Raw genomic sequence first — 23,453 nt, 5'->3', positions numbered from 1 at the left:
GCCCTGACGCGGGTGCGCGGCGGCGCTCAGTACACGTCGCCGCCGGCCGCGAGCGCGGCCTCGAGCGGCGGGGGCGGCCGGCGCTCCCGCTCCTCCTCCGTGCGGCCGCGCGCCCCCTCTCGCTGCAGCTCCGCGGCCCGGCCGCGCCGCGCGAGCATGTAGTAGAGGACGGGCACCGCGTAGCGGGAGAGCAGCGTCGCCGCGACCGCGCCCGCCATGAGCGCCACCGCGAGCCCCTGGAAGATGGGGTCCGCGAGCATCACGGCGCTGCCGACGATCACCGCCAGCGCGGTGAGCGCCATCGGCCGGAAGCGGACCAGGACGGCCTCCTCGACCGCCGCCGCCAGCGGCATGCCCTCTCGCAGCTTCAGCTCCGCGAAGTCCACCAGGATGATGCTGTTGCGCACCACGATGCCGGCTCCCGCGATGAACCCGATCATGCTCGTCGCGGTGAAGAACGTCCCGCCGAGCGCGTGCGCGGGGAGGATGCCGATGAGCGAGAGGGGCACCGGGAGGAGGATCACGATGGGCATCGAGAAGCTCTGGAACCACCCGACCATGAGCACGTAGATGAGCAGCATCACCGCCGCGAAGGCGAGGCCGAGGTCGCGGAAGACCTCGAGCGTGATGTGCCACTCCCCGTCCCACTTGATGGAGGGCCGCTCGGTGTCCGCCGGATGCGCGAGGCCGTACCGCGCCACCGGCTCGCCGCGGTCCCCGCGCAGCCCCTCGAGCTCGTGCCCCAGCGCGAGGAGCGCGTAGAGCGGGCTCTCGATCTCGCCGGCCAGGTCGGCGGTCACGTACGACACGGGCTTCAGGTTCTTGTGCTGGATCTCCGGCGCCTCGCGCATCTCCTCCACGCGCACGAGCTCGGACAGCGGCACGAGTCCGCGCGCGCCCGGCACCGTCAGCGCGAGCAGGGTGTCGAGCCGCGAGCGGTGCTCCGGCGCGAGCTGCATGACGAGCGGGACCTGCGCCGCGCCGCGCTCGACGTGGAAGGTGCCCAGCGGCGCGCCGTAGCCGGCGGCGGAGAGCGTCTGCACCACGTGCGCCGGGGCGACCCCGTGGAGCGCCGCCTTCTCGCGATCCACCGAAAGCCCCAGCTTCGGGCTGGTGGGGTTGAGCGTCGAGTCCACGTCGACGATGCCCGGGACGGAGTCGAACGCCCGGCGCACCTCGCCCGCGATCCGTTCGCGCTCGGCCGCCGTGCTGCCGTAGACCTCGGCCACCATCGTCGCGAGCACCGGTGGGCCCGGCGGGATCTCGACCACCTTCACCCGCGCGTCCTTCGGGTGCGCGAGCGCCTCGATGCGCGGGCGCACCCGCACCGCGATCGCGTGGCTCGAGGCATCCCGGTCCTGCTTCGGGAGCAGGTTCACCTGCAGGTCCACCTGCTCCGGCAGCTCGCGCATGAAGCTGTGGCGCACCATCCCGACGAAGGTGAACGGCGCGGCCACCCCGGAGTGGACCTGGACGCTCTCCACCTCCGGCTCCGCGAGCAGCTCGCGGGCGACCTGCTGCCCCAGCGCGAGCGCCTCCTCGCGCGCCGCGCCGGCCGGCAGGTCGAGCTGCACCTGGAACTCCCGCTTGTTGTCGAAGGGCAGCATCTTGACCTCCACCGCGCCCGTGACTAGGAGCGCGGAGGCGGCCAGCAGGAGCAGCCCGACGGCGGCGAGGAAGCCGATCCGGACCTTCCCCGTCCCCAGCAGCCAGCGCACGACCCGCCGATCGATCCGCGCGAGGCGGCCCTCCGGCGCGGTGTCGGGGTTCGCGTGCGGCTCGACCGTCGGCTCCGGCGCGGCGCTCTCTGGGTCGGCGGGGTGCAGCCCGCTCTCGTCCGTCTCCGGGAGGCGCGCCTGCTTGCGGAAGATCTTCAGCGCGGCCCAGGGGCTCACGACGAACGCGATGACGAGCGAGAAGATCATCGCCACGCTCGCGCCCACCGGGATGGGCCGCATGTACGGGCCCATGAGGCCGCGCACCAGGGCCATCGGCAGGATCGCCGCGATGACCGCGAAGGTGGCGAGGATGGTGGGGTTCCCGACCTCGTCCACCGCGTCGAGCACGACGCGCGCGAAGCTCCGGCGCGGACCGGGCAGGTGCATGTGGCGGTGGATGTTCTCGACCACCACGATGGCGTCGTCGACCAGGATGCCGATCGAGAAGATCAGCGCGAACAGCGTGACGCGGTTCAGCGTGTAGCCGTTGAGGTACGTGAGCAGCAGGGTGAGGGCGAGGGTCACCGGGACCGCGATCCCCACCACCAGCGCCGAGCGCCAGCCCATCGCGACGAGGATGAGCGCGATGACGGACAGCGTGGCGATGAGCAGGTGCTCGATGAGCTCGTTCGACTTCTCCCCCGCGGTCTCGCCGTAGTTGCGCGTCACCGTGGCGTCGACGGACCCGGGGATGAGGCCGCCGCGGAGGCGGTCCAGCTTGGCGGTGACCTTCTCGGCCAGCTCGGTGGCGTTCGTCCCGGGGCGCTTCGCGACCACGATCGTCGCCGCCTGCTCGAACTCGGGGCGCTCCTTCGAGGCGGTGAGGATCACCGCCGGCTCCGGCTCGGGGCCGTCCGTCACGCGGGCGACGTCCTCGACATAGATCGGGCGCCCTTGCCGCACGGAGACCACCACGCGGCGCAGCTCCGCGGCGGAGCGCGCGAAGCCGCGCGCCTCGAGCTCCACGCGCTCGCCGCCCTGGACGATCGCGCCCGCCGGCAGCTGCGCCTGCGCCGACTCGAGCGACCGGTGCAGCTCGCCCAGGGAGACGTCGAGCGTGCGCAGCCGCGCGGGATCGGGCTCGATCCGCACCACCCGGCGCGCCGCGCCGGCGACGCGGACCTGGGCGGTCCGCTCGACGTCGGCGAGCTCCCGGGCCACCTCGTCGGCCAGCTTGCGCAGCTCGCCGGCCGGGAGCGCCTCGCGCCCGTGCAGGGTCACGGTCAGGAACGGGACGTCGTCGATGGTGAGGGCCCGCACCACCGGCGGCGACGCGCCCGCTGGGAGCAGCTCCGGGTGAGCGCCCAGCTCCTGGTGGACCTTCACGAGGCTCGGCTCGAGCGGCTCGTTCACCTTGAACCGGACCGTGATGAACCCGACGTTCGGGCGGCTCGAGCCGTACAGGTACTCGACCCCGGGGATGCCCCACAGGCGGCGCTCGAGCGGCGTCACCACCTGGCTCTCCACCTCGGACGGCGTCGCGCCCGGCATGGGGACCATGATGTCCACCATCGGCACGACGATCTGCGGCTCCTCCTCGCGCGGCGTGAGCGCCACCGCCACCAGGCCCAGCAGGATCGACGCGAGGACGATGACCGGCGTGAGCTTGGAGCGCAGGAACGGGCGCGCCAGCCGCCCGGCGAGGCCGTACTTCGGCTCCGTCACGGCTGCACCTCCACCACGTCGCCGTCCCGCAGCGCGCGCGGCTCGTCGATCACCGTCTCGTCCGATCCGACCCCGGCGCGCACGTTGAAACCGTCGCCCGCAGGCTCGCCCAGGGACACCCAGCGCAGGACGGCCTTGCCACCGGATGCCACGAACACCCCGGTGAGATCCCCCCGGCGCACGAGCGCGCTGCGCGGCACCCACGCCCCGCCCGCCGCCTCGGCGCCGCCCGGCAGCTCGAGGCGCGCGAACGCCCCCGAGCGCAGCTCGCCTCCTTCCAACTTCCGCACGCGGGCGCGCAGCCCGCGCCGGTGCGAGACGGGATCTCCGCCGGGAGTGAGCGCGGTGATCTCGGCGGTCCCGCGGACGTCGCCCGCGAGGAATGGGAGGGAGGTGCCCACCGCGAGGCCTCGCGCCTCCGCCTCGGTGAGGCTCGCCTGCAGCTCGAGCGCGTCCCCCTCCAGCTCGAGGAGCGGCTGGCCGGGGCCGACCATGTCGCCCGCCGAGACCCGCCGGGCCTGGATGGTCCCGGCGAACGGCGCGCGGATCTGGGCGTACGCGAGGTTGGCGCGGGCCGCGGCCACGGCCGCGTCGGCCTGGGCGCGCTGCGAGGTCGCCATCTCCAGCTCCGAGGCGGTCGCGGCCCGCTCCTGGATCAGCGCGCGGATGCGCCGCTCGTGGGCGGCGGCGGCGGCCTGGGCGCTCTGCGCGGCGGAGAGGGCTCCGCGGAGGTCCGGATCGGAGAGGGACACGAGCAGCTGCCCCTGCTTCACCTTCTGGCCCTCCTCGACGTGCAGCGATGACACGTGCGCCGCGATGCGGGTGGACAGGGTGGCCCGCCGCGCGGCGATGACGTTGGCGGGGACGAGGTGGCCGCCGGACGGCGTCTCGCCGCGGATGGCGCGGACGCGCCTGGGCGCGCCCTGCTCGGTCGGGGCGTCGGGCGTGGCGAGGGCGAGCGCGGGCGCGAGCAGCGCCAGCGCGGCGAGCGAAGCGGTCTTCATGGCGTGATCCCTTCGATGGGCTGATGGAGCGCGAGAGCGAGGCGGGCGCGCGCGACGCGCGCCTCGAGCCGGCTCCCGAGGAGCAGGGCGCGGGCGCCGGCGAGGCCGGCCTCCGCGTCGAGGACGTCGGTGAGCGGGAGGAGGCCCTGGCGGTGGCGAGCGCGGCGCAGCTGCCGCGCCGACTCCGAGGCGGTGACCGCCTCCTCCGCCGAGCGGGTGCGCGCGTCGGCCGTCTCGACGGCGCGGCGCGCCTCCCCCACCTCGCGGGCGGCCTCGCGCTCGCGCCAGCGGAGGGCCTCCTCGGCCGCGCGGACGCGCGCCTGGGCCGCGCGCGTCGCCCGCGCGTCGGCGATGGAGAGATCCCACCGCAGCATGAGGCCGAGCGTGGTCCAGCTCCCGCCGCTCGAGAGATCGTCGCCCTCTCGCAAGGTCTCGGCGCTGGCCTGCGCGAACAGCGAGGGCAGCAGGCTCCCGCGGGCCACGCCGACGCCGGCGTCGGCGGCGTCTCGCTGGAGGCGCGCGGCGACGAGGTCCGGCCGCTCCGGGGGCGGCGGCGCATCGGGCGCCACGGCCGGCGGCGGCGGCAGCTCGCCGATGGGCGTGGTCAGGTCCGCCTCGGCCACGGCGTCGCCGGCGACGAGGGCGAGCCCGGAGCGGGCGGAGGCGCGCCGCTGGAGCGCGGTGGCCCGCTCCGCCTCCGCCTGGGCGCGGAACGCGGCGGCGCGCGCGACGTCGGCGTCGAGCGCGAGCCCCTGCGCTCCGCGCTCGCGCATGAAGCGCTCCGTCTCCTTCGCCTGCGCGAGCAGGTCCTCCGCGTAGCGGACCCCCTGCTCCGCGGCCTGCGCGCCGAAGTACGCCTCCACGACCGCCACGGCCGTCTCGAGGCGCCGGCGCTCGTGGCTCGCCGCCTCGGCGCCGGCCATGGCCCCCGCGGCACGGGATCCGGCCGAGACGCGCCCCCCCATGTACACGGGGAGGTTGAGGGTGGCCCCCGCCCCCCAGCCGCCGATCGCCTGGGGATCGTTGAGGCGCGCGGGGGCGAAGTCCTCCTGGGTGATGCGCGATTGGTCGAGCTTCAGCCCGAAGGCCATCATCGGCTCGTCGGTCCGGACGCCGCGGACGGACAGCGACACGGTCGGGAGGTGACCGGCGCGCGCACGCGCCGCCTCTGCGCGGGCGGCCTCGACCTGGGCGGAGGACGCGCGCAAGCCGGCGTTCTCGGCCCAGGCGGCGCGGATGGCCTCCGCGATCGTGACGGGCGGCGCGGCGGCGCCGGCGGGCACCGCCGCGGCGGCGACGAGCGCGGCGGCGAGCCTCTTCCACGTTCTCGGATGTCGTTTCACACGCGATGCGAGCCGTCATCGCGTGAAAAGTTTCGGCTGCGATCTCTCCCGACGCCGATGGGGCGTGGGCGAACCGCTTCGGCCGGCGACGGCTCTAGCCGAGGCTAGACTCTCCGTCCGCGCGCATCCACGCCTTGAGGGTCGCGACCCGCTTGCGCCAGACGCGGCTCGTCCGGACCTCGAGGAACGCGCCGACGAGCGCATCCACGAGCTCCGAGAGCCGCTCCGTGAGCTCCAGCCGCTCGAGGAGCCGATCGTCCTCCTCCTCGGTCAGCAGCTCGGGGAGCTTCGCGGCGCGCACGTCGAGGAACTCCGCGTCGAGGGTCGCCTCGTACACGCGCTCCGCGTGCTGGAGGCGCAGGCGCGCCTGGTGGACGAGCAGGCCCGCGTCGAGCGCGCGCCGCACCTGCGCCGAGTACGGCGCGAGCGCCCCTCGCGCGACGAGCTCGGTCACGTCGCCCGCCACCCCGCGCAGCGTGAGCCGGCCAGTGAACACGGCGACGATCCCCGCGCCGTCGAGCTCGGTCACCGCGTCCGTGGACTCGGACCGCCAGAGCAGCCAGGTGAGGAACTCGCGGCCGAGGTACGTCCGCCCGCGGAGCAGCTGCTCGCGCGCCTTGTCCTTCTCGAGCTCCGCCTCGTCGCGGCGCTCCTCCTCGGTGGGGAGCCCATCCACCCCTGCGTCGCCGCGCTGGATCGCCGCGTCCGCCCGCGCCCGCTCACGCCTCGACATCGGCCACCTCCCGCCTGGACGTCTCCAGCCCCACGAGCTCCGCCGTCGGCGCCAGCGCACCCTCCGGGGTCCCGGCCCTGGCGGCCACGGCCGCCGGCGTGAGCGGCGCGAGCTTCAGGTCGAGCGCGCCCTCGAGCGCGGCGACCACCTCGTCCACCGCCTTGCGAGAGGCCGCCCAGATCTGGACCTGTCCGGCCTTCAGATTCAGGCTCACGTCGTGCACGCGCGTGGTGGGTGTCGCGCGCTGCCGCAGGAGGTGGTGGACAGCCTCCTTGCGCTCCGCCTTCTCGCGCTTCGACGGCGCGCGGCCGTGCTCCTTCTCGAACCCCACGCGCCAGCGCTCGAGCTCGGCGCGCACCGCCGGGCCCGGCACCTTCAGCGTGTCGACGCGGAACGCGAAGAGCGCGTACTCGCCCTGGATCACCGACGCGAACTCGGTCGCGTCGTGGTCCTCGAGCTCGACGAAGCCGGCGGCGCGCTCCTCGTCGCCCTTGGAAGGGTCGAGCGGCTCGAACGCGCCGGAGGCGAGCCCCCTGGCGAGCCAGCGGCGGGTGTCCGAGGGAATCTTCTTGCCGGGCTCCGAGCGAAACCGGGCGAACGTGACTGCACCACCGAGGACGGGCATGGGCCGCGCAAGATGAGCGACTCCGGTCCCGGCGTCAAGGCTACGGCCCGCTACCCTCCCGCCTCGCCGGCGCGATACGAGCGCAGCTTGCGCCACAGGGTGTTCCGGCCGATCCCGAGCACGCGCGCGGCCTCGACCTGCGAGCCGCCGCAGACCTCGAGCACGCGGAGCACGTGCTCGCGCTCGACCTCCGCGAGCGTCCGCGCCGGCCCCTCCGCGCGGCGGGCGGGCCGCTGGAGCTCCTCGGGCAGGTGCTCGGGCCGGACCTCCGCGCCGCGCGCCAGCACGGCCGCGTGCCGCATCACGTTCTGGAGCTCGCGCACGTTGCCGGGCCAGGGATGCGCGAGGAGCCTCTCCTCGGCCTCGGCGGACAGGCCGGCGGCCGGGCGTCGCTCGGCGGCGAGGAACTGCCTCGCCAGCGGGAGGATGTCCTCGACGCGCTCCCGGAGCGGAGGCAGGCGGAGCACCAGGACCTTCAGGCGATAGTAGAGGTCCTCGCGGAACTGGCCCGCGGTGACCCGCTGCGCGAGGTCGCGATGGGTGGCGCAGACGAAGCGGACGTCCACCCCGAACGACCGCGTGTCGCCGACGCGGCGGATCTCGCCGTCCTCCAGCGCGCGCAGCAGCTTCGCCTGGAGCGCGAGCGGCATCTCTGCGATCTCGTCCAGGAACAGCGTCCCGCCGTCGGCCGCCTCGAGCAGGCCCTGCTTGTCCCCGGTGGCCCCGGTGAAGGCCCCGCGCACGTGGCCGAACAGCTCCGACTCGAGCAGCTCCGCCGGGAGCGCGGCGACGTTGACGGGGACGAACGGGCGGGCGCCGCGGGGGCTCGCCGCGTGGAGCGCCCGGGCCACCACCTCCTTGCCCGTCCCGCTCTCCCCGAGGATGACCACCGGGGCGTCGGAGTCGGCGAAGTCGTGCGCCCGGCGAAGGGCTGCTTGCATGCCGGGGCTGCCGGCGACCAGGTGGGCCGTCCGCGAGGTCCGCGGGACGACGGTGCCCAGGCCGCAGACGTCGCAGGGCTCGTGAACGGGGAGCTTCCGCCGCTGTTCCATGGTGTTCCATCCTGGTGCTTAGCGCCGCCGTCGCCGCGGCACAACCGCGCGGGACGGCGATTTTCCCGGCGGCATGCCGCGTGCTCCTGGGGTGCCCGAAAGGAACCCAGAATGCCCCAGCTCGACCGCAGCGCCACCGTCGCCCAGCTCGTCTCCGACCACGCCGTCGCCGCGCGTGTCTTCCAGCGGCTCCAGATCGACTTCTGCTGTCACGGCGACGTGACGGTGCCGGAGGCCTGCGGGGGACGCCTCGACCCGGAGGCCGTGTTCGCCGAGCTCGAGGCGGCCCTCCCCGCGAGCGGCGAGTCCTCGCTGGAGGCGGATCCGCGCTCGCTGCCGATCCCCGCCCTGGTCGCCCATATCATCGAGCACCACCACGGCTATCTGCGGCGCGCCCTCCCCTTCATCGCGCCGCTCGCCGACAAGGTCGCCCGCGTCCACGGCTCCCACAACGGCAAGCTCGCCGAGCTGCGCCGAACGCTCCTCGAGCTGGCCGACGCGCTCGAGCCGCACCTCGACGAGGAGGAGGAGGTGCTCTTCCCGGCGCTCATGTCGCGCACCCCGGACCTCGCCCTCGTCCGGCGCGAGCTCGCCGCCATGTACGAGGATCACCTCGCGGTCGGGCAGCTGCTCGCGCGCCTGCGGGGCGCCGCCGACGGCTACGTCACCCCGGAGTGGGGCTGCTCGAGCTACCGGGTCCTCATGAGCGAGCTCGAGCAGCTCGAGGGCGACGTGCTCCGCCACGTCCACCTCGAGAACCACGTCCTCATGCCGCGCTTCGCCGCGGGCCGGGAGGCGAGGTGCTGAGCTCGCATCCGGTGACCGCTCCGCTGCGCGCGCAGCGCGCCCACCTCCGCGAGGTGCTCGCGGTGCTGTCGGAGCGCGTGGGAGCCCTCCCGTCCCTGACCGAGGACGCCGCGCGCCGCGAGATGCTCGCGCTCGTGTCCGGGCTCGACGGAATCCTCCGCCCCCACCTCGCGTGGGAGGAACGGACGCTGCACCCCGTGGTCGACAAGTACGCGTGCGAGGGTCCCGCCGCGTTCAGCGCGTCGATGCGCTACGAGCACGAGATCATCCATCGCTGGAGCGCCGAGCTCGCCCGGCTGGCCGGGGACGACCCGCGCGCGTTCGCGCGTCAGGCGGACCGGCTGCTCGGGGTGGTGCTCGCGCACTTCGAGCTCGAGGAGCACGTCCTCTTCCCCATCCTCGACCGGACGCTGGGCGGGGACGCCTGCCGCGCGCAGGTCGGCGACCCGCCGCGCTGATGGCGGCGCGCCGTGAGGGCGCCCCTCGGCGCCCTCATGCCTCCGGCCGCTCCCGCGGCTCCTCGGGGCTCGGGGCCGCCGCCGAGAGGATCCGAAGGCGCGCCACGCGGCCGTCCGGGAGCGGCCAGTCGATCTCCTCCCCCACCGAGAGGCCGAGCAGGGCCGCGCCGATGGGCGCGAGCACGGAGACCCGACCGGCCGCCACGTCCGCGTCGCGCGGATAGACGAGCACCAGCTCGCGGCGCACGCCGCTCGCCAGATCCACGAAGGCCACGCGGGCGTTCATGGTGACGAGGTCCGGGGGCGCGACCTCGATGGGCACCGCACGATCGAGCTCCGCGTCGAGCTGCTCGGCGGCCCGGGCGTCCCGTCCGGCGAGGTGCTGGTCCACGAGCGCGCGGAGCCGGTCGAGATCTGCGTGAGTGACGTGGATGGGCTTGCGGGCGGACATGGAGACTCCTGGCGAGGCCGGCCGGTGACGCGGCGGGAGGCCTTGGGTGAGAGCGAAGCTGCGCGGGAACCGCCGCGGCGCGGCGGGTCGTGACGTGGAGGCGCCTCGCGCTCGTTACGGCAGGGAGCGCGAGGCGCCTGCGAGGAGGCAGGCCGGCTCGCGCGCGCGCAGCGGGTACGCCGCGGCCCGCCGCGTCGGGGACCGGGGACCCGATGGCGCGCGGTTCGGGCGCGGGCGCTGGCAGGCGAGTGACGACACGTCGCCTCCTCGCATAGCGGCGGCGGGCCGAAACGTCAAGGCGAGCGGCGCGGGCGTCTTGGGGATGCCGCGGCTCGCATCATGACGATGAGTGAATTCACGGCCGCGCCTCCCTGCCCCCATCTCGCGGCTGACAGCCGCCGACGCGGTCCGCATGTTTGTGCGGATGCGGGTCGTCGCCGCCGCGGCGCTGGTGCTCGCCACCTCGTGCCTGGAGTACAGCCCCCACGCCCTGCCGTCGGAGGACCGCCACCGGGACGTGAACCGGAAGAACCTCGCGCGGATAGTGGCCGAGCCCCCGCCCTCCCGCCTGAGGTTCGCGGTCCTGGGCGACACCCAGACCGCCTTCGACGACGCGGCGCGCGCCATCGAGGCGCTGTCGAGGCGAGGCGATCTCTCCTTCGTCGTGCAGGTCGGCGACTTCACCGACCTCGGCCTCGCGCCGGAGTACGAGGCGATGAACGACCTCTTCCGGCGCCTCCCCGTCCCGTACCTGGTGGCCATCGGGAACCACGACCACCTGGCCAACGGCGGAGACATCTACGACCGCATGTTCGGCCCCCGGGACTTCGCCTTCACCTGGGGACGGACGCGCTTCGTCGTCCTCAACACCTGCTCGATGGAGAGCGCGTACGACGGGAAGGTCCCGAACCTGCCGTGGCTGGCCGCGAGCCTCGCCCCGTCCGCGGAGCACGACCGCGCCCTCGTCTTCGCCCACGTCGAGCCGGCGAGCGACGCGTTCGATCCCCGCCTGCGAGACGGCTTCCACGCGCTCTTGCGCGACGGCGGCGTGGCCGCGTCCTTCCACGCGCACGAGCATCGCTACGGCCTCGAGGAGCGCGACGGGGTCCGCTACTACCTCGCGGCGCACGTGAACGATCGGGAGTACCTGCTCGTGTCGGAGCGGGAGGACGGCGGGCTCGACGTCGAGCGGGTGGGGTTCTGATGCGCGCCATCCTCGCCGCTGCGCTGCTCTCGGCCGCCGCGCCGGCGTCGGGCGCCGAGGGCGAGCGCCACTGGGCGGTCCCGGATCACGCCAAGGTCCAGCTCGCGGGGAACGTCGGCTTTCTCTCGCCCGGCGTGGGCTGGGCGTGGCTCGGAGAGCGGCTCGAGACCGATCTCTTCCTGGGATGGGTCCCGCCGGGAATCGGCGGCGAGTCGATCTGGGCCTTGACCGGGAAGCTCACGTTCGCGCCCTGGCGGCTGCGGCCGGGCGCCGGCTGGTCGCTGCGCCCGCTGACCGCGGCGCTGCAGCTCACGTACACGTTCGGCGAGGAGTACGTCCTGCGCCTCCCCGACCAGTATCCTAGGCGCTACTATTCGATCCCGAGCGCGCTCCGCGGCGGGCTCGCGGTCGGCGCCAGCGTCGGCCGGCCGGCGTGGGGACTCCCCGAGCTGTCGCTCTACGGCGAGCTCGTCGCGCTCGACGCCATGCTGTTCTTCTGGGCGAAGAACCCGGAGGCGCTCGACGCGGACGACGTGGTCAGCGTCGCGCTCGGGGTGAGGGCGGCGTTCTAGGACCGTCGTGGTGGAGCCCCGGTCGAGGGGAGCCGCGACCTCGACCCGCAGCCCGATCGATCGAACGGCGCTCACCTCGACCGTGGCGACGCCGACCTGGCGGCGTCGCTCAGTCGAGGGACGACCATCCGTGCGTGCATCCCCGGGCTCTCCGGCGTATGGACAGGGCCGCGCCCGACGGGCGCGCCGGCTGGCGGCCGGAGACGGGGAGACCGATGGAGTACCGCAAGCTCGGCAGCAGCGACCTCGTCGTCTCCGAGATCTCGCTCGGCTCCTGGCTGACCTACGGTGGCGGCGTCGCGCGCGAGCAGGCGCAGGCCTGCGTCCAGGCGGCCTTCGACGCGGGGATCAACTTCATCGACACCGCGAACGTCTACTCCGGCGGCCGCGCGGAGGAGCTCCTCGGTGAGGCGCTGAGGGGCATGCCCCGCGACCGGTACGTCCTCGCGACGAAGCTCTACTTCCCCATGTCGCAGCACGACCGCGGCCTCTCCGCCGCGCAGGTGCGCAAGCAGCTCGACGGCTCGCTCCGGCGGCTGCGCCTGGACCACGTCGACCTCTACCAGTGCCACCGCTACGATCCCGAGACCCCGCTCGAGGAGACGATGGAGGCGCTCACCGAGGCGGTGCGCCAGGGGAAGACGCGCTACGTCGGGTTCTCGGAGTGGAGCCCCGATCAGATCCGCGCCGCGCTCGCGCTGCCCGGCGAGCGCTTCGTCTCGAGCCAGCCGCAATACTCGATCCTCTGGCGTGCGCCGGAGGCGGAGGTCTTCCCCGTCTGCCAGGCGGCCGGGATCGGGCAGATCGTCTGGTCCCCGCTCGCGCAGGGGATCCTCACGGGCAAGTACCGGCCCGGCGCCGCGCCGCCGCCGGGCTCGCGCGCGACGAGCGAGTCGATGGGCGTCTTCATCCAGAAGCGGCTCGACGATCGCGTCCTCGCGGGCGTGCAGGCCCTCCGCCCCATCGCCGCCGAGCTCGGGATCACGCTCTCGCAGCTCGCGCTCGCGTGGGTGCTGCGGAGGCCGGAGGTCGCCTCGGCGATCATCGGGGCGTCGCGGCCGGAGCAGGTGGTGGAGAACGCGCAGGCGTCCGGCGTGAAGCTCTCGGCGGACGTGCTGCGCCGGATCGACGCCGCCTTCGACGGACCGGTATCGCACTATCCGTGAATTCGAGCCGGGCGCGCCGAGCCGGCTCGAACACTCATCACCAGCGGTGAGCAGCCCGGCCGCCGGCAGCGCCGGGGGACGAGCGCACCCGTCGGCGGGATCGTCCGTCCGCGCGCACGTTCCAGGTCCAGGACGTTCACCCTGGGTCGCTGGGCGATATCACTCATGCGATCCATGGGCCAGCAACCGCGCGGCAAGCGGGCACTCTTCCCTATGGGTCGCAGGTCAGAGTAGACTCGCCCCATCCGGGATCACGACATGTCGTGAATGGTCCACCTACGGTGCGCCCCGACCGACACGAGATCACCCGTAGGAGGGGATCTCGGTCGACGCCTCGCCGGGAGGAGTACGCCATGAGGAAGCCTTCGCTGGTGCTGCTGACGATGCTGCTCGCCTGCGAAGGGGCGGGCTCGCCGGAACGCGTCACCCTGGAATCGACCGATTCCGCCGTCGTGAACGGCAACCAGGCCAGCGTGTTCCCGCCTCCCACCGGCTCCCAGTCGAGCCCGGCCGTCGCATTCGACGGGACGAGCCATCTCGTCGTGTGGTCGGACGCGCGGGGTGGCGCGGGCCAGGACCTGCATGGCGCGCGCGTGAGCGCCGCCGGCGTCCTGCTCGACCCCGCCCCGCTCGTCATCTCCGCGGGCCCGGGCGACGAGATCACCGCGGCGGTCGCGTTCGACGGCACGAACTACCTCGTCGTCTGGCAGGACCAGCGCGGCAGCACGGGACGTGACGTCTACGGGGCACGCGTGAGCCCCGACGGCACCGTGCTCGATCCGGGCGGGATCGCCATCAGCACCGCGGCCGAGCACCAGGTCGAGCCGGCGGTCGCGTTCGACGGGACGAGCTACCTCGTCGTGTGGGAGGATCGCCGGGGCGGCCTCGCCGACGTGCGCGGCGCACGCGTGAGCCCGAACGGCTCGGTGCTCGCCTCCGAGCTCCTGATCTCCGGGGCCCCTCTGCACCAGACGCAGCCCGCCGTCGCGTGCGCATCCGGCGCGTGCCTCGTCGCCTGGCGGGACGGTCGCGCGGGCGGACCCGACGTGTACGGCGCCCGCGTCGCCGGTGCGAGCGTGGTCGACGCCGGCGGGCTGCCGATCTCGCGGGCGGGAAGCAGCCAGGGGCGGCCGGCCGTCGCCTCGGACGGCAGCGGCTACCTCGTGGTCTGGAACGACACGCGCTCGGGGACGAGCGACGTGTACGGCTCCCGCGTCGGCGCGGACGGCCAGATCCTCGATCTCTCCGGCCTCGCGATCACGGCGGAGGCGGACGCGCAGCAGTCCCCGGAGGTCGCCTTCGAGGGCGCCTACTACGTCGTCGCCTGGCACGATCGGCGGAGCGGCGTCGCGTTCGACGCGCATGCGGCGCGGGTGACTCCCGCCGGCGCGGTGGTGGATCCGTCCGGCTTCCTCGTCGGCACCGGCGCGGCCGGGACCGGGACGTCGGTCGCGTCCGACGGCGCGGGCCGCGTGCTCGTCGCGTTCGGTGGTCTCCATTCGCTCGACGCCCTCACCACCGTGACGCGCGTCCGGACCCAGGCGATCACCATCCGGGCCGAGCTCGCCGTCTCTCTCATCGGGAACGGCGCGGGCTCGGTCGCCTCCGAGCCGGCAGGCATCGCCTGCGGCGACGCCTGCGCAGCGATGTTCGACGCGCCCACCGTCGTGACGCTCACCCCCTCCGCGGCGCCCGGATCGGAGTTCGTCGGCTGGTCCGGCGCCTGCTCGCAGGCGGGACTCGGGCCCTGCACGCTCACGGTGGACGAGTCGCGGCTCGCCATCGCCAGGTTCTCTCCGCTGTACCCGCTCACGGTCGCGCGCACGGGGCTCGGGACCGGGGAGGTGATCTCGAATCCGGCGGGCATCGTCTGCGGCGCGACCTGCACGGCGCAGCTCGTGGAGGGGACCCTCGTGACCCTCTCCGCGACGCCGGGCGGGACCTCCGTCTTCGCCGGCTGGTCGGGCGCGTGCTCCGGCATGGAGACCTGCGTCGTCGCGATGGACGCGGCGCAGGACGTCACCGCGAGCTTCCTCCCCGGTTATCGCCTCGCGGTGTCCACCACCGGCGGCTCCGCCGGAACGGTGAGCGGCGGATCCACGGGCCCGGTGGGAGCCGGCACGATCTCCTGCAGCGCAGGCTCCACGGCGGGCTGCAGCGCGGTCGTGGCGACCGGTGACGGCGTCACGCTGCGCGCCGCGCCCGGCCAGGACGCCGTGTTCAAGGGCTGGACCGGCGGGTGTACCGGCCTCGGCGACTGCACGTTCGCGATGAGCTCCGCGAAGAACGTCACCGCCAGCTTCCAGCCCGCGACCTACGAGGTGAAGGTGACCCTCTCTGGAGGCGGGGCGGGCTCGGTCGCCGGCGAGGGGATCTCCTGCACGACGACCGGCACGACGACGATCTGCGCCACCGCCGTCGCGAACACGACGCCGTACAAGGTGCTCACCCTGACGGCCGCGCCCGACGCCGACTCGATCCTGAAGGCCTGGTACGGGTGCTCCAGCACGTCGGGGAACGCTTGCACGATCACCGTCTCCGGCCCGAGGAACGTGACCGCCTCGATCCAGCCGAGCAAGTACCTGCTCTCCGTGAGCTCGGCCGGGACGTACGGCGGAGGGGGCACCGTCGCCGGTCCGGGGATCGACTGCACGACGGGGTCGACCACCGGCTGCTCCGCCCCGATCGACAACGGCGCCACGGTGACGCTCACGGCGACCCCCAACGCGAGCTCGATCTTCAAGCGCTGGACCGGGTGCAGCTCGTACAGCGGCGCGACCTGCACCGTCTCGATGACCAACGCGAGGAGCGTCACGGCCGCCTTCGAGCCGGCGCAGTACGCCCTCACCGTCAGCGCGACCGAGGTCTACGGCGGGACCGGCACGGTCACCGGCCCGGGCATCGCCTGCAGCCCCGGCGCGACCACCGGCTGCTCCGCGCCCATCGCCAACGGTGAGACGGTCACGCTCACGGCGACTCCCAACGCGGGCGCGATCTTGAAGCGCTGGACCGGGTGCAGCTCGTACAGCGGCGCCACCTGCACGGTCTCCATGAGCAGCGCGAGGAGCGTCACCGCCGCCTTCGAGCCGGCGGAGTACGCCCTCACCGTCAGCGCGACCGAGTCCTACGGCGGAACCGGGACGGTCACCGGCCCGGGCATCGCCTGCAGCCCCGGCGCCACCACCGGCTGCTCCGCCCCCGTCGCCAACGGCGGCACCGTCACGCTCGTGGCGGAGCCTGCCCCGGGGTCGCTCTTCAAGAGCTGGGTGGGGTGCTCCTCGACGAGCGGCGCGTCCTGCACCGTCACCCTCTCGACGCCGAGGACCGTGACGGCCACCTTCATGCCGAGCGAGTACCCGCTGGCCGTCACGCTCTCCGGCACCTACGGCGCGAGCGGCTCCGTCAGCGGCCCGGGCATCAGCTGCACGGCCGACGCCGCCAGCGACTGCTCCACCGCGGTGGCGAACGGCGCCACGGTCACGCTCGTGGCCGAGCCCGCGCCCGGCTCGATCTTCAAGAGCTGGGTGGGCTGCTCGTCGACGAGCGGCGCGGCGTGCACCGTCACCCTGTCGAGCCCGCGGACGGTGACCGCTTCGTTCGCGCCCAGCGAGTTCACGCTGACCGTCACCGCCTCCGCGATCTACGGGGCGAACGGGACCATCACCGGGCCCGGCCTCAGCTGTACGCCGGGCGCGTCGACGGGCTGCACCACGGCCGTCGCGAACGGCGCCACCGTCTCGCTCGTGGCGGAGCCCGCGCCGGGCTCGGTCTTCAAGAGCTGGACCGGATGCTCCTCGACGAGCGGCGCCGTCTGCTCCATCACCATGACCGCCGCGAGGAGCGCGACCGCCGCCTTCCAGCCGGACACGTACCAGCTCACGGTGACGACCAGCGGGACGGGCCAGGGCAGCGTCGACGGAGCGGGCATCGCGTGCTCCACCGGCGCCACCGCCGGCTGCACCGCGTCGGTCGAGGCGGGCGCGACCGTGACGCTCACCGCGACGCCCCGCACGGCGTGCGACACCTTCACGGGATGGGGAGGCGGCTCGTGCTCCGGTACGGGTCCCTGCAACGTGACGATGACGATGGCGAAGACCGTGACGGCGGCCTTCGGCAAGTCGGGAGACCCGCTCTGCGCTCCTTGATCATGCCGTGACCCGCGGGCCGGCCGTCCGGCTCGTCCCCTCACGCACGCGCGGGCCTGCCGGGCCGCGCGTGCGTTCTTTTGCGGGCGTCGGGAGACGCTCGCGGAGCACCGCGCGCGCGGCGCGGGACCGCCTCCGGCGCGCCGCACGGTCCGCTGGGCGGCGCGCCTGGAGTTCCCGCAGTGGTCCCCGCTCCCCCTGGGGCGTTTCGTCGCATTCGACGACCTGTAAAGGATCCTTTCTCACCTGGGTCCCCCACCGGAGGCCGGATGCCCGAGGAGACGATCCTCGAGACGCGCGACCTCGTGAAGGAGTTCGCCGGCTTCGTGGCCGTCAACGGCGTCTCGCTCCGCGTGGCGCGCGGCAGTATCCACGCGGTCATCGGCCCGAACGGCGCCGGGAAGACCACGGTCTTCAACCTCCTGACCCGGTTCCTCCCCGCGACCCGCGGCGCCATCCTGTTCAAGGGCGACGACGTGACGCACGCGCGCCCCGCCGACGTGGCCAGGCGCGGCATCGTTCGCTCCTTCCAGATGTCCGCGGTGTTCCCCGCGCTCACCGCGCTCGAGAACGTGCGCGTCGCGCTGCAGCGGCCGCTCGGGACCTCGTTCCACTTCTGGCGCTCGGAGCGGACCCTGGACGCGCTCGACGCGCGCGCGGTCGAGCTGCTGGCGGCGGTCGGGCTGGAGCGCGACCGGGACACCGTCGCCGTCGAGCTGCCCTACGGGCGCAAGCGCGCGCTCGAGCTCGCGACCACCCTCGCGCTCGATCCCGAGCTGCTCCTGCTCGACGAGCCGACCCAGGGCATGGGCCACGAGGACGTCGGCCGGGTGGTGGCGCTCATCCGCCGGGTCGCGGAGGGACGCACGGTGCTGCTCGTCGAGCACAACCTGTCGGTGGTGCAGGACCTGGCGCGGCGCGTGACGGTGCTCGCGCGCGGCGCGGTGCTCGCGGAGGGCAGCTACGCCGAGGTCTCGCGCGATCCCTCCGTGCTCGAGGCGTACCTCGGAGCGACGCCGTGACCGAGCCCGCGGCACGCCCGGAGCTCTTGCGCCTCGCCAACGTGCACGCCTTCTACGGAGAGTCGCACGTGCTGCACGGGGTGGACCTCGCCGTCGGCGCCGGCGAGCTCGTCACCCTCCTCGGCCGCAACGGCTCGGGCCGTACGACCACGCTGAAGGCGATCCTCGGCCTCGTCGGCCGCCGCACGGGGTCCATCGTGGTGAGCGGCCGCGAGACGATGGGGATGCCCACTCACCGGATCGTGCAGCTCGGCGTCGGCTTCTGCCCGGAGGAGCGCGGCGTCTTCGCGAGCCTCACCGCGGAGGAGAACCTGACGCTGCCGCCGGCGGTCCGCTCGGGCGGCATGTCGCTCGACGAGCTCTACGAGATGTTCCCGAACCTGCGCGAGCGCCGGAAGAGCCCGGGCTCGCGCCTCTCGGGGGGCGAGCAGCAGATGCTCGCCATGGCGCGGATCCTGCGCACCGGGGCGCGCCTGCTCCTCCTCGACGAGATCACCGAGGGGCTCGCGCCGGTGATCGTCCAGGCGCTCGGGCGCGCCGTGCGCGCCCTCCGTGACCGCGGCTTCACGGTGATCCTCGTCGAGCAGAACTTCCGCTTCGTCGCGCCGCTCGCGGACCGCCACTTCCTGCTGGAGCGCGGGCGGGTGGTGGACGCGATCACCCGGGACGAGCTGCCCGGACGGATGGAGTCGCTGCACCGCTTCCTGGGCGTCTGAGCCCAACCACCAAGGAGCGCACATGAGCCAGTCGATCCGCCTCGCCTCTTGCCTCGCCGCGCTGCTCGCGGCGGGCTCCGCCCCCGCCGCCGACGAGGTCTCGGACGGCGTCGTCAAGGTCGGCGTCCTCACCGACATGACGGGCTACTACTCCGATCTGGCCGGGCCGGGATCGGTGCTCGCCGCCCGGATGGCCATCGAGGACTTCGGCGGGAAGGTCCTCGGCAAGCCCGTCCAGCTCGTCTCGGCCGACCACCAGCTCAAGGCCGACGTGGCCTCCAACACCGCGCGCAAGTGGTTCGACCAGGATCAGGTGGACGCCATCGTCGATCTCGTGTCGTCGTCCACCGCGGGCGCGGTCATGCCGGTCGCGGCGGAGAAGAAGCGCATCACCCTCCTCTCCGGGCCCGGCACGACCGCGTTCACCGGCGAGAAGTGCACCGCGTACAACGTGCACTGGACGTACAACAACTGGGCGCTCGCGAACGGCACCGGCCGCGAGGTGGTGCGCCAGGGCGGGGACAGCTGGTTCTTCGTGACGGCCGACTACATCTTCGGCCGCTCGCTCGAGGAGGACACCACGAAGGTCGTGAAGGCCGCCGGCGGCAAGGTGCAGGGGTTCGCCCGTCATCCGTCGCCCGGCACGACCGACTTCTCGAGCTACCTGCTCCAGGCCCAGTCCTCGGGGGCGAAGATCGTCGGGCTCGCCAACGCGGGCGCCGACACCGTGAACTGCATCAAGCAGGCGAACGAGTTCGGCATCACGCCCAAGCAGAGCCTCGCGGGCCTGCTCGTGTTCATCACCGACGTCCACAGCCTCGGCCTCGAGACCGCGCAGGGCATGTACCTCACGACGGCCTTCTACTGGGACCTGAACGACGAGACGCGCAAGTGGTCGCGGCGCTTCTTCGAGAAGCACAAGAAGATGCCGACGATGGTCCAGGCCGGGGTGTACTCGGCGGTGACCCACTACCTCCAGGCGGTGAAGGCGGCCGGGACGGACGGGGCGGACGCGGTGATGGCGAAGATGAAGGCGACGCCCGTGAACGACTTCTTCGCGAAGAACGCCCGCATCGGGCCGGACGGGCTGCTCCGCCACGACATGTACCTCGCGCGCGTGAAGGCGCCCGGCGCGTCCAAGAAGCCCTGGGACTACTACGAGATCGTGAAGACGATCCCGGCCGCCGAGGCGTTCCCCTCGGTCGAGCAGCAGGCCTGCCCGCTCGCCAAGAAGTAGTCCCCGATGCAGGCGCTCTTCGGGCAGCTCCTCGTCGGCCTCATCAACGGGTCGTTCTACGCGCTCCTGTCGCTGGGGCTGGCGGTCATCTTCGGGCTGCTCAACGTCGTGAACTTCGCGCACGGCGCGCAGTACATGATGGGCGCCTTCGCCGCCTGGATGGCGGCGACGTACCTCGGCGTCGGGTACTTCTGGGCGCTGCTGCTCGTCCCCGCGGCGATGGGGCTCGTCGGCGTCGCGGTCGAACGGCTCCTGCTCCGGAGGCTGTACGGGCTCGACAACCTGTACGGCCTCCTCCTCACCTTCGGCCTCACGCTCATCGCCGAGGGGCTCTTCCACCACGCGTACGGGAACTCGGGGAACACCTACGCCGTCCCCGCCGCGCTGCGCGGGGGCGTGAACCTGGGCTTCATGTACCTGCCCATCTACCGCGGCTGGGTGGTGGTCGTGTCGATCGCGGTCTGCGCGGCGAGCTGGTTCGTGATCGAGCGGACCAAGCTCGGCGCGTACCTGCGGGCGGGGACGGAGAACCCGAAGCTCCTGCAGGCGTTCGGCGTGAACGTCCCGCTCATGTTCACGCTCACCTACGGCTTCGGCGTCGCGCTCGCCGCGTTCGCGGGGGTCATGGCGGCGCCGGTGTACCAGGTGACGCCGCTCATGGGCAGCTCGGTCATCATGGTGGTGTTCGCGGTGGTGGTGATCGGCGGGATGGGGTCCATCGCGGGCTCGATCGTCACCGGGATCGGCATCGGGCTGGTGGAGGGGCTGACGCGCTACCTCTACCCTGAGGCCTCGAGCGTGGTGGTGTTCGTGGTGATGGCGCTCGTGCTGCTCGTCCGCCCGGCCGGGCTCTTCGGGAGGCAGCGGTGAGCGGGCGCGCGCTGCGGCGGTGGGCCTGGGCCGGCCTGGTCCTCCTCGGGCTCGTCGCGCCGTACCTCGTGTACCCCGTGTTCGCGATGAACGTGCTCTGCCTGGCGCTGTTCGCGAGCGCGTTCAACCTCCTGCTCGGCTACGCGGGCCTGCTCTCCTTCGGCCACGCGGCGTTCCTCGGCTCCGCGGCGTACGTCACCGGGTACGCGCTGCGGAGCTGGGGGTTGCCGACGGAGCTGGGGGTGCTCGCCGGGACGGCGGTCGCGACGCTGCTCGGGCTCGTGTTCGGCGCGCTCGCGATCCGCCGCTCCGGGATCTACTTCGCGATGATCACGCTCGGCTTCGCCCAGCTCGTCTACTTCCTGGTGGTCCAGCTGCCGTGGACCGGCGGGGAGGACGGGCTGCAGGGGATCCCGCGCGGCCGGGCGCTCGGCCTGATCGCGCTCGATCGGCCGCTCACGATGTACTACTTCGTGTTCGGCGCGTTCCTGGCGGGCTTCTGGCTCGTCCAGCGCGCCATTCACTCACCGTTCGGGCACGTGCTGCGCGCGATCCGGGAGAACGAGCCGCGCGCGCTCTCCCTGGGCTACGACGTGCCTCGCTACAAGCTGCTCGCGTTCGTGCTCTCGGCCGGGCTCTCGGGGCTCGCCGGGTCGCTGAAGGCGGTGGTGCTCCAGTTCGCGTCCCTCTCGGACGTCCACTGGCACCGCTCCGGAGAGGTCGTGCTCATGACGCTGCTCGGCGGCATGGGGACGGTGATGGGCCCCTCCGTCGGCGCGCTGCTCGTCCTCACGCTCGAGAACTACCTCGCGGACATGGGCTCCTGGGTCACGGTCATCACCGGGGCCGTGTTCGTGGCGTGCGTCCTCGCCTTCCGCCGCGGCATCGTCGGCGAGGTGCGGGCGATCGTGCGCCGGTCCTTCATCGGAGGGAAGCCATGACCGTGGAGATCCAGGGACGCATCGCGGTGGTGACGGGGGCCGCGAGCGGGATCGGCCTCGAGATCGCCGGGCAGCTCGCCCGGGCGGGGGCGCGCGTGACGCTGGCCGACCTCGACGGGCCCGCCGCCGCGCACGCCGCCGCCGCCCTCTCGGGGGAGGGGCTCGGCGCGCGCGGGGTGGCGTGCGACGTCACGCACGAGGCGGAGATCGAGGCCGTGCTGGCCGAGGTGGTCGCCCAGGACGGCCGCCTCGACGTCCTCGTCAACAACGCGGGGCTCCAGCACGTCGCGCCCATCGACGAGTTCCCGACCGAGCGGTTCGAGCTCCTCCTGCGGGTGATGCTCGTCGCGCCCTTCCTGGCCATCAAGCACGCGTTCCCGGTGATGAAGCAGCAGCGCTTCGGGCGCATCGTCAACCTCGCCTCCATCAACGGCCTCGTCGGCTTCGCCGGCAAGTCGGGCTACAACGCCGCGAAGCACGGGCTCATCGGGCTCACGCGGGCCGCCGCGCTCGAGGGGGCGCCGCACGGCATCACCGTGAACGCGCTCTGCCCTGGCTACGTGGACACCCCCCTCGTCCGCAACCAGCTCGCGGACCTCGCCCGCACCCGCGACGTCCCGCTCGAACGCGTCCTCGAGGACGTCATCTACCCGCTCGTCCCGCTCCGGCGGCTCCTCACCGCGCGCGAGGTCGCCGACTACGCGCTGTTCCTCGCGGGCGACGGCGCCGCCGGCATCACCGGCGCGGCGGCGGTGATCGACGGCGGATACACCGCGCAGTAGCGACCCTCGACCGCGACCCTCGACCGCGACCCTCGACCGCGACCCTCGACCGCGACCCTCGACCGCGACCCTCGACCGCGACCCTCGACCGCGACCCTCGACCGCGACCGTCCGGAGGGGCCTCACGCCCGGGCGCTAGAGCGCCTGCCTCCCACCCGCCCACTGAGCGTCCCCGAGGGGGCTCGGCGTCACTCCGCCGACCGCTCCGGCGTCAAAGCAAGTCGGGAGGTCGCAGGTATGCGCGGGGCGACGTGGGGACCGCTGATCGCGGCGCTGGTGGCATGCGGGGGCGGGTCGTCGTACGGGGGTGGGGGGACGTCCACGGACGGCACGCCGGACGGAACGCCCGCCGCCAATCCGGGCGGTTCGTCCGTCATCACCATCCAGGGCAACGCGTTCAGCCCTCTTCGGCTCGAGGTGACCCCCGGCGGCACCGTGACGGTGCGGAACCTCGACGACATGGTGCACTCGGTGACGAGCGAGGGCGCTCCCGGCACGTTCCGCCCGGGCGCGGCGAGCGGCGTCTCGTTCGACACCGGCCTCTTCACCGGCGTGACGACGTTCACGATCCCGGCGAACGCGCCGGTCGGCGCGAGCGTCCCGTACTACTGCTCGTCCCACCTGCAGACGATGGTGACCCCGACCGGCGAGATCGCGATCGTGGCCACGCCCGCGAACCCCTCCGGCACGCCGGCGACGCCGTCGACGCCGGGCGGCTCCCCGGGCCCGTACGACACGGAGTGACGAGCCACCGCGCCGGCACCGGAATGGCAGCCTCCCGCCGATGGTTTCACCGGCATGAAGCAGCTCACCTCGCTCCTGGTGCGACTCTGGAACGGCCTCCTCGAGGCCGATCGGCGGAGCGCGCTCCGCCCCACCCCCGACTTCCCGCGCAAGTAGCGCGCCGCCCCGCCCTTCCCGCGCCCGCGCCCCGCGCGCCGG

20 protein-coding genes are annotated in these 23,453 nt (G+C 73.6%); 13 read left to right on the top strand and 7 right to left on the bottom strand.

Features of this window, described 5'->3' with window-relative positions:
* Positions 1-26: 26 nt before the first annotated feature.
* From ANAE109_RS08625 to ANAE109_RS08600, 6 genes are all read right to left on the bottom strand, one after another.
* Positions 27-3,383, bottom strand: coding sequence for an efflux RND transporter permease subunit (locus tag ANAE109_RS08625; protein ID WP_011986002.1), 3,357 nt, complete (start codon positions 3,381-3,383; stop codon positions 27-29).
* Positions 3,380-4,387: an efflux RND transporter periplasmic adaptor subunit gene (locus ANAE109_RS08620; protein WP_011986001.1), complete on the bottom strand. Its 1,008-nt coding sequence runs from the start codon at positions 4,385-4,387 to the stop codon at positions 3,380-3,382. The genes ANAE109_RS08625 and ANAE109_RS08620 overlap by 4 nt, the downstream gene beginning before the upstream one ends.
* Positions 4,384-5,730, bottom strand: coding sequence for a TolC family protein (locus ANAE109_RS08615; RefSeq protein WP_011986000.1), 1,347 nt, complete (start codon positions 5,728-5,730; stop codon positions 4,384-4,386). The genes ANAE109_RS08620 and ANAE109_RS08615 overlap by 4 nt, the downstream gene beginning before the upstream one ends.
* 94 nt (positions 5,731-5,824) lie before the next feature.
* Positions 5,825-6,463: a hypothetical protein gene (locus ANAE109_RS08610; RefSeq protein ID WP_011985999.1), complete on the bottom strand. Its 639-nt coding sequence runs from the start codon at positions 6,461-6,463 to the stop codon at positions 5,825-5,827.
* Positions 6,450-7,088, bottom strand: a complete 639-nt coding sequence (gene rdgC / locus ANAE109_RS08605; RefSeq protein ID WP_011985998.1) for a recombination-associated protein RdgC — start codon at positions 7,086-7,088, stop codon at positions 6,450-6,452. Before rdgC ends, ANAE109_RS08610 begins: the two co-directional genes overlap by 14 nt.
* A 50-nt stretch (positions 7,089-7,138) precedes the next feature.
* Positions 7,139-8,140: a sigma-54-dependent Fis family transcriptional regulator gene (locus ANAE109_RS08600; RefSeq protein WP_011985997.1), complete on the bottom strand. Its 1,002-nt coding sequence runs from the start codon at positions 8,138-8,140 to the stop codon at positions 7,139-7,141.
* A 111-nt stretch (positions 8,141-8,251) separates the two neighbouring features.
* Between ANAE109_RS08600 and ric the strand changes: the two genes are divergently transcribed.
* On the top strand, positions 8,252-8,947 hold the full coding sequence (gene ric, locus ANAE109_RS08595) for an iron-sulfur cluster repair di-iron protein (RefSeq protein ID WP_011985996.1): 696 nt from the start codon (positions 8,252-8,254) through the stop codon (positions 8,945-8,947).
* Positions 8,948-8,958: 11 nt separating this feature from the next.
* Positions 8,959-9,405 carry a hemerythrin domain-containing protein gene (locus ANAE109_RS08590; RefSeq protein WP_049768707.1) on the top strand — a complete coding sequence of 149 codons (447 nt, stop codon included), beginning with the start codon at positions 8,959-8,961 and terminating at the stop codon, positions 9,403-9,405.
* A gap of 34 nt (positions 9,406-9,439) precedes the next feature.
* Here the strand turns inward: ANAE109_RS08590 and rnk are convergent, their stop codons facing one another.
* The gene (gene rnk / locus ANAE109_RS08585; RefSeq protein ID WP_011985994.1) at positions 9,440-9,856 is read right to left on the bottom strand and encodes a nucleoside diphosphate kinase regulator; all 417 of its coding nucleotides are present in this window, start codon (positions 9,854-9,856) and stop codon (positions 9,440-9,442) included.
* A gap of 424 nt (positions 9,857-10,280) precedes the next feature.
* On the opposite strand from rnk, the gene ANAE109_RS08580 reads away from it, so the two are divergent.
* The 11 genes from ANAE109_RS08580 (at position 10,281) to ANAE109_RS08530 (ending at position 23,255) form a co-directional block, all read left to right on the top strand.
* Positions 10,281-11,060 (top strand): metallophosphoesterase, encoded by a 780-nt coding sequence (locus ANAE109_RS08580; RefSeq protein ID WP_049768551.1) that lies wholly within the window; start codon positions 10,281-10,283, stop codon positions 11,058-11,060.
* Positions 11,060-11,632 carry a hypothetical protein gene (locus ANAE109_RS08575; RefSeq protein WP_011985992.1) on the top strand — a complete coding sequence of 191 codons (573 nt, stop codon included), beginning with the start codon at positions 11,060-11,062 and terminating at the stop codon, positions 11,630-11,632. The genes ANAE109_RS08580 and ANAE109_RS08575 overlap by 1 nt, the downstream gene beginning before the upstream one ends.
* Positions 11,633-11,847: 215 nt before the next feature.
* Positions 11,848-12,798, top strand: a complete 951-nt coding sequence (locus ANAE109_RS08570) for an aldo/keto reductase family protein (protein ID WP_011985991.1) — start codon at positions 11,848-11,850, stop codon at positions 12,796-12,798.
* 353 nt (positions 12,799-13,151) lie between these two features.
* The gene (locus ANAE109_RS08565) at positions 13,152-16,943 is read left to right on the top strand and encodes a cell wall/surface repeat-containing protein (RefSeq protein WP_011985990.1); all 3,792 of its coding nucleotides are present in this window, start codon (positions 13,152-13,154) and stop codon (positions 16,941-16,943) included.
* A gap of 269 nt (positions 16,944-17,212) precedes the next feature.
* Positions 17,213-17,965: an ABC transporter ATP-binding protein gene (locus tag ANAE109_RS08560; RefSeq protein WP_011985989.1), complete on the top strand. Its 753-nt coding sequence runs from the start codon at positions 17,213-17,215 to the stop codon at positions 17,963-17,965.
* On the top strand, positions 17,962-18,681 hold the full coding sequence (locus ANAE109_RS08555; protein ID WP_011985988.1) for an ABC transporter ATP-binding protein: 720 nt from the start codon (positions 17,962-17,964) through the stop codon (positions 18,679-18,681). The genes ANAE109_RS08560 and ANAE109_RS08555 overlap by 4 nt, the downstream gene beginning before the upstream one ends.
* Positions 18,682-18,703: 22 nt before the next feature.
* Positions 18,704-19,918, top strand: coding sequence for an ABC transporter substrate-binding protein (locus tag ANAE109_RS08550; protein WP_011985987.1), 1,215 nt, complete (start codon positions 18,704-18,706; stop codon positions 19,916-19,918).
* A 6-nt stretch (positions 19,919-19,924) separates the two neighbouring features.
* The gene (locus ANAE109_RS08545; protein ID WP_011985986.1) at positions 19,925-20,788 is read left to right on the top strand and encodes a branched-chain amino acid ABC transporter permease; all 864 of its coding nucleotides are present in this window, start codon (positions 19,925-19,927) and stop codon (positions 20,786-20,788) included.
* Positions 20,785-21,729 (top strand): branched-chain amino acid ABC transporter permease, encoded by a 945-nt coding sequence (locus ANAE109_RS08540; RefSeq protein WP_011985985.1) that lies wholly within the window; start codon positions 20,785-20,787, stop codon positions 21,727-21,729. Before ANAE109_RS08545 ends, ANAE109_RS08540 begins: the two co-directional genes overlap by 4 nt.
* Positions 21,726-22,511, top strand: coding sequence for a 3-hydroxybutyrate dehydrogenase (locus ANAE109_RS08535; RefSeq protein WP_011985984.1), 786 nt, complete (start codon positions 21,726-21,728; stop codon positions 22,509-22,511). The genes ANAE109_RS08540 and ANAE109_RS08535 overlap by 4 nt, the downstream gene beginning before the upstream one ends.
* A gap of 237 nt (positions 22,512-22,748) precedes the next feature.
* The gene (locus ANAE109_RS08530) at positions 22,749-23,255 is read left to right on the top strand and encodes a blue (type 1) copper domain-containing protein (RefSeq protein WP_011985983.1); all 507 of its coding nucleotides are present in this window, start codon (positions 22,749-22,751) and stop codon (positions 23,253-23,255) included.
* Positions 23,256-23,453 lie beyond the last annotated feature (198 nt).

Origin of the sequence: Anaeromyxobacter sp. Fw109-5, assembly GCF_000017505.1 — a bacterium.
Classification (GTDB): Bacteria; Myxococcota; Myxococcia; order Myxococcales; family Anaeromyxobacteraceae; genus Anaeromyxobacter.
Note: the sequence above shows the minus strand (reverse complement) of the source record. Positions and strands in the feature narration are given on the sequence as shown.

Bases quoted from the DNA above. Each gene is read 5' to 3' on its own strand.
- ANAE109_RS08620 (WP_011986001.1), bottom strand. From the start codon at position 4,387: ATGAAGACCGCTTCGCTCGCCGCGCTGGCGCTGCTCGCGCCCGCGCTC.
- ANAE109_RS08610 (WP_011985999.1), bottom strand. From the start codon at position 6,463: ATGTCGAGGCGTGAGCGGGCGCGGGCGGACGCGGCGATCCAGCGCGGC.
- rdgC (WP_011985998.1), bottom strand. From the start codon at position 7,088: ATGCCCGTCCTCGGTGGTGCAGTCACGTTCGCCCGGTTTCGCTCGGAG.
- ANAE109_RS08600 (WP_011985997.1), bottom strand. From the start codon at position 8,140: ATGGAACAGCGGCGGAAGCTCCCCGTTCACGAGCCCTGCGACGTCTGC.
- ric (WP_011985996.1), top strand. From the start codon at position 8,252: ATGCCCCAGCTCGACCGCAGCGCCACCGTCGCCCAGCTCGTCTCCGAC.
- rnk (WP_011985994.1), bottom strand. From the start codon at position 9,856: ATGTCCGCCCGCAAGCCCATCCACGTCACTCACGCAGATCTCGACCGG.
- ANAE109_RS08580 (WP_049768551.1), top strand. From the start codon at position 10,281: ATGCGGGTCGTCGCCGCCGCGGCGCTGGTGCTCGCCACCTCGTGCCTG.
- ANAE109_RS08575 (WP_011985992.1), top strand. From the start codon at position 11,060: ATGCGCGCCATCCTCGCCGCTGCGCTGCTCTCGGCCGCCGCGCCGGCG.
- ANAE109_RS08570 (WP_011985991.1), top strand. From the start codon at position 11,848: ATGGAGTACCGCAAGCTCGGCAGCAGCGACCTCGTCGTCTCCGAGATC.
- ANAE109_RS08565 (WP_011985990.1), top strand. From the start codon at position 13,152: ATGAGGAAGCCTTCGCTGGTGCTGCTGACGATGCTGCTCGCCTGCGAA.
- ANAE109_RS08560 (WP_011985989.1), top strand. From the start codon at position 17,213: ATGCCCGAGGAGACGATCCTCGAGACGCGCGACCTCGTGAAGGAGTTC.
- ANAE109_RS08550 (WP_011985987.1), top strand. From the start codon at position 18,704: ATGAGCCAGTCGATCCGCCTCGCCTCTTGCCTCGCCGCGCTGCTCGCG.
- ANAE109_RS08545 (WP_011985986.1), top strand. From the start codon at position 19,925: ATGCAGGCGCTCTTCGGGCAGCTCCTCGTCGGCCTCATCAACGGGTCG.
- ANAE109_RS08535 (WP_011985984.1), top strand. From the start codon at position 21,726: ATGACCGTGGAGATCCAGGGACGCATCGCGGTGGTGACGGGGGCCGCG.
- ANAE109_RS08530 (WP_011985983.1), top strand. From the start codon at position 22,749: ATGCGCGGGGCGACGTGGGGACCGCTGATCGCGGCGCTGGTGGCATGC.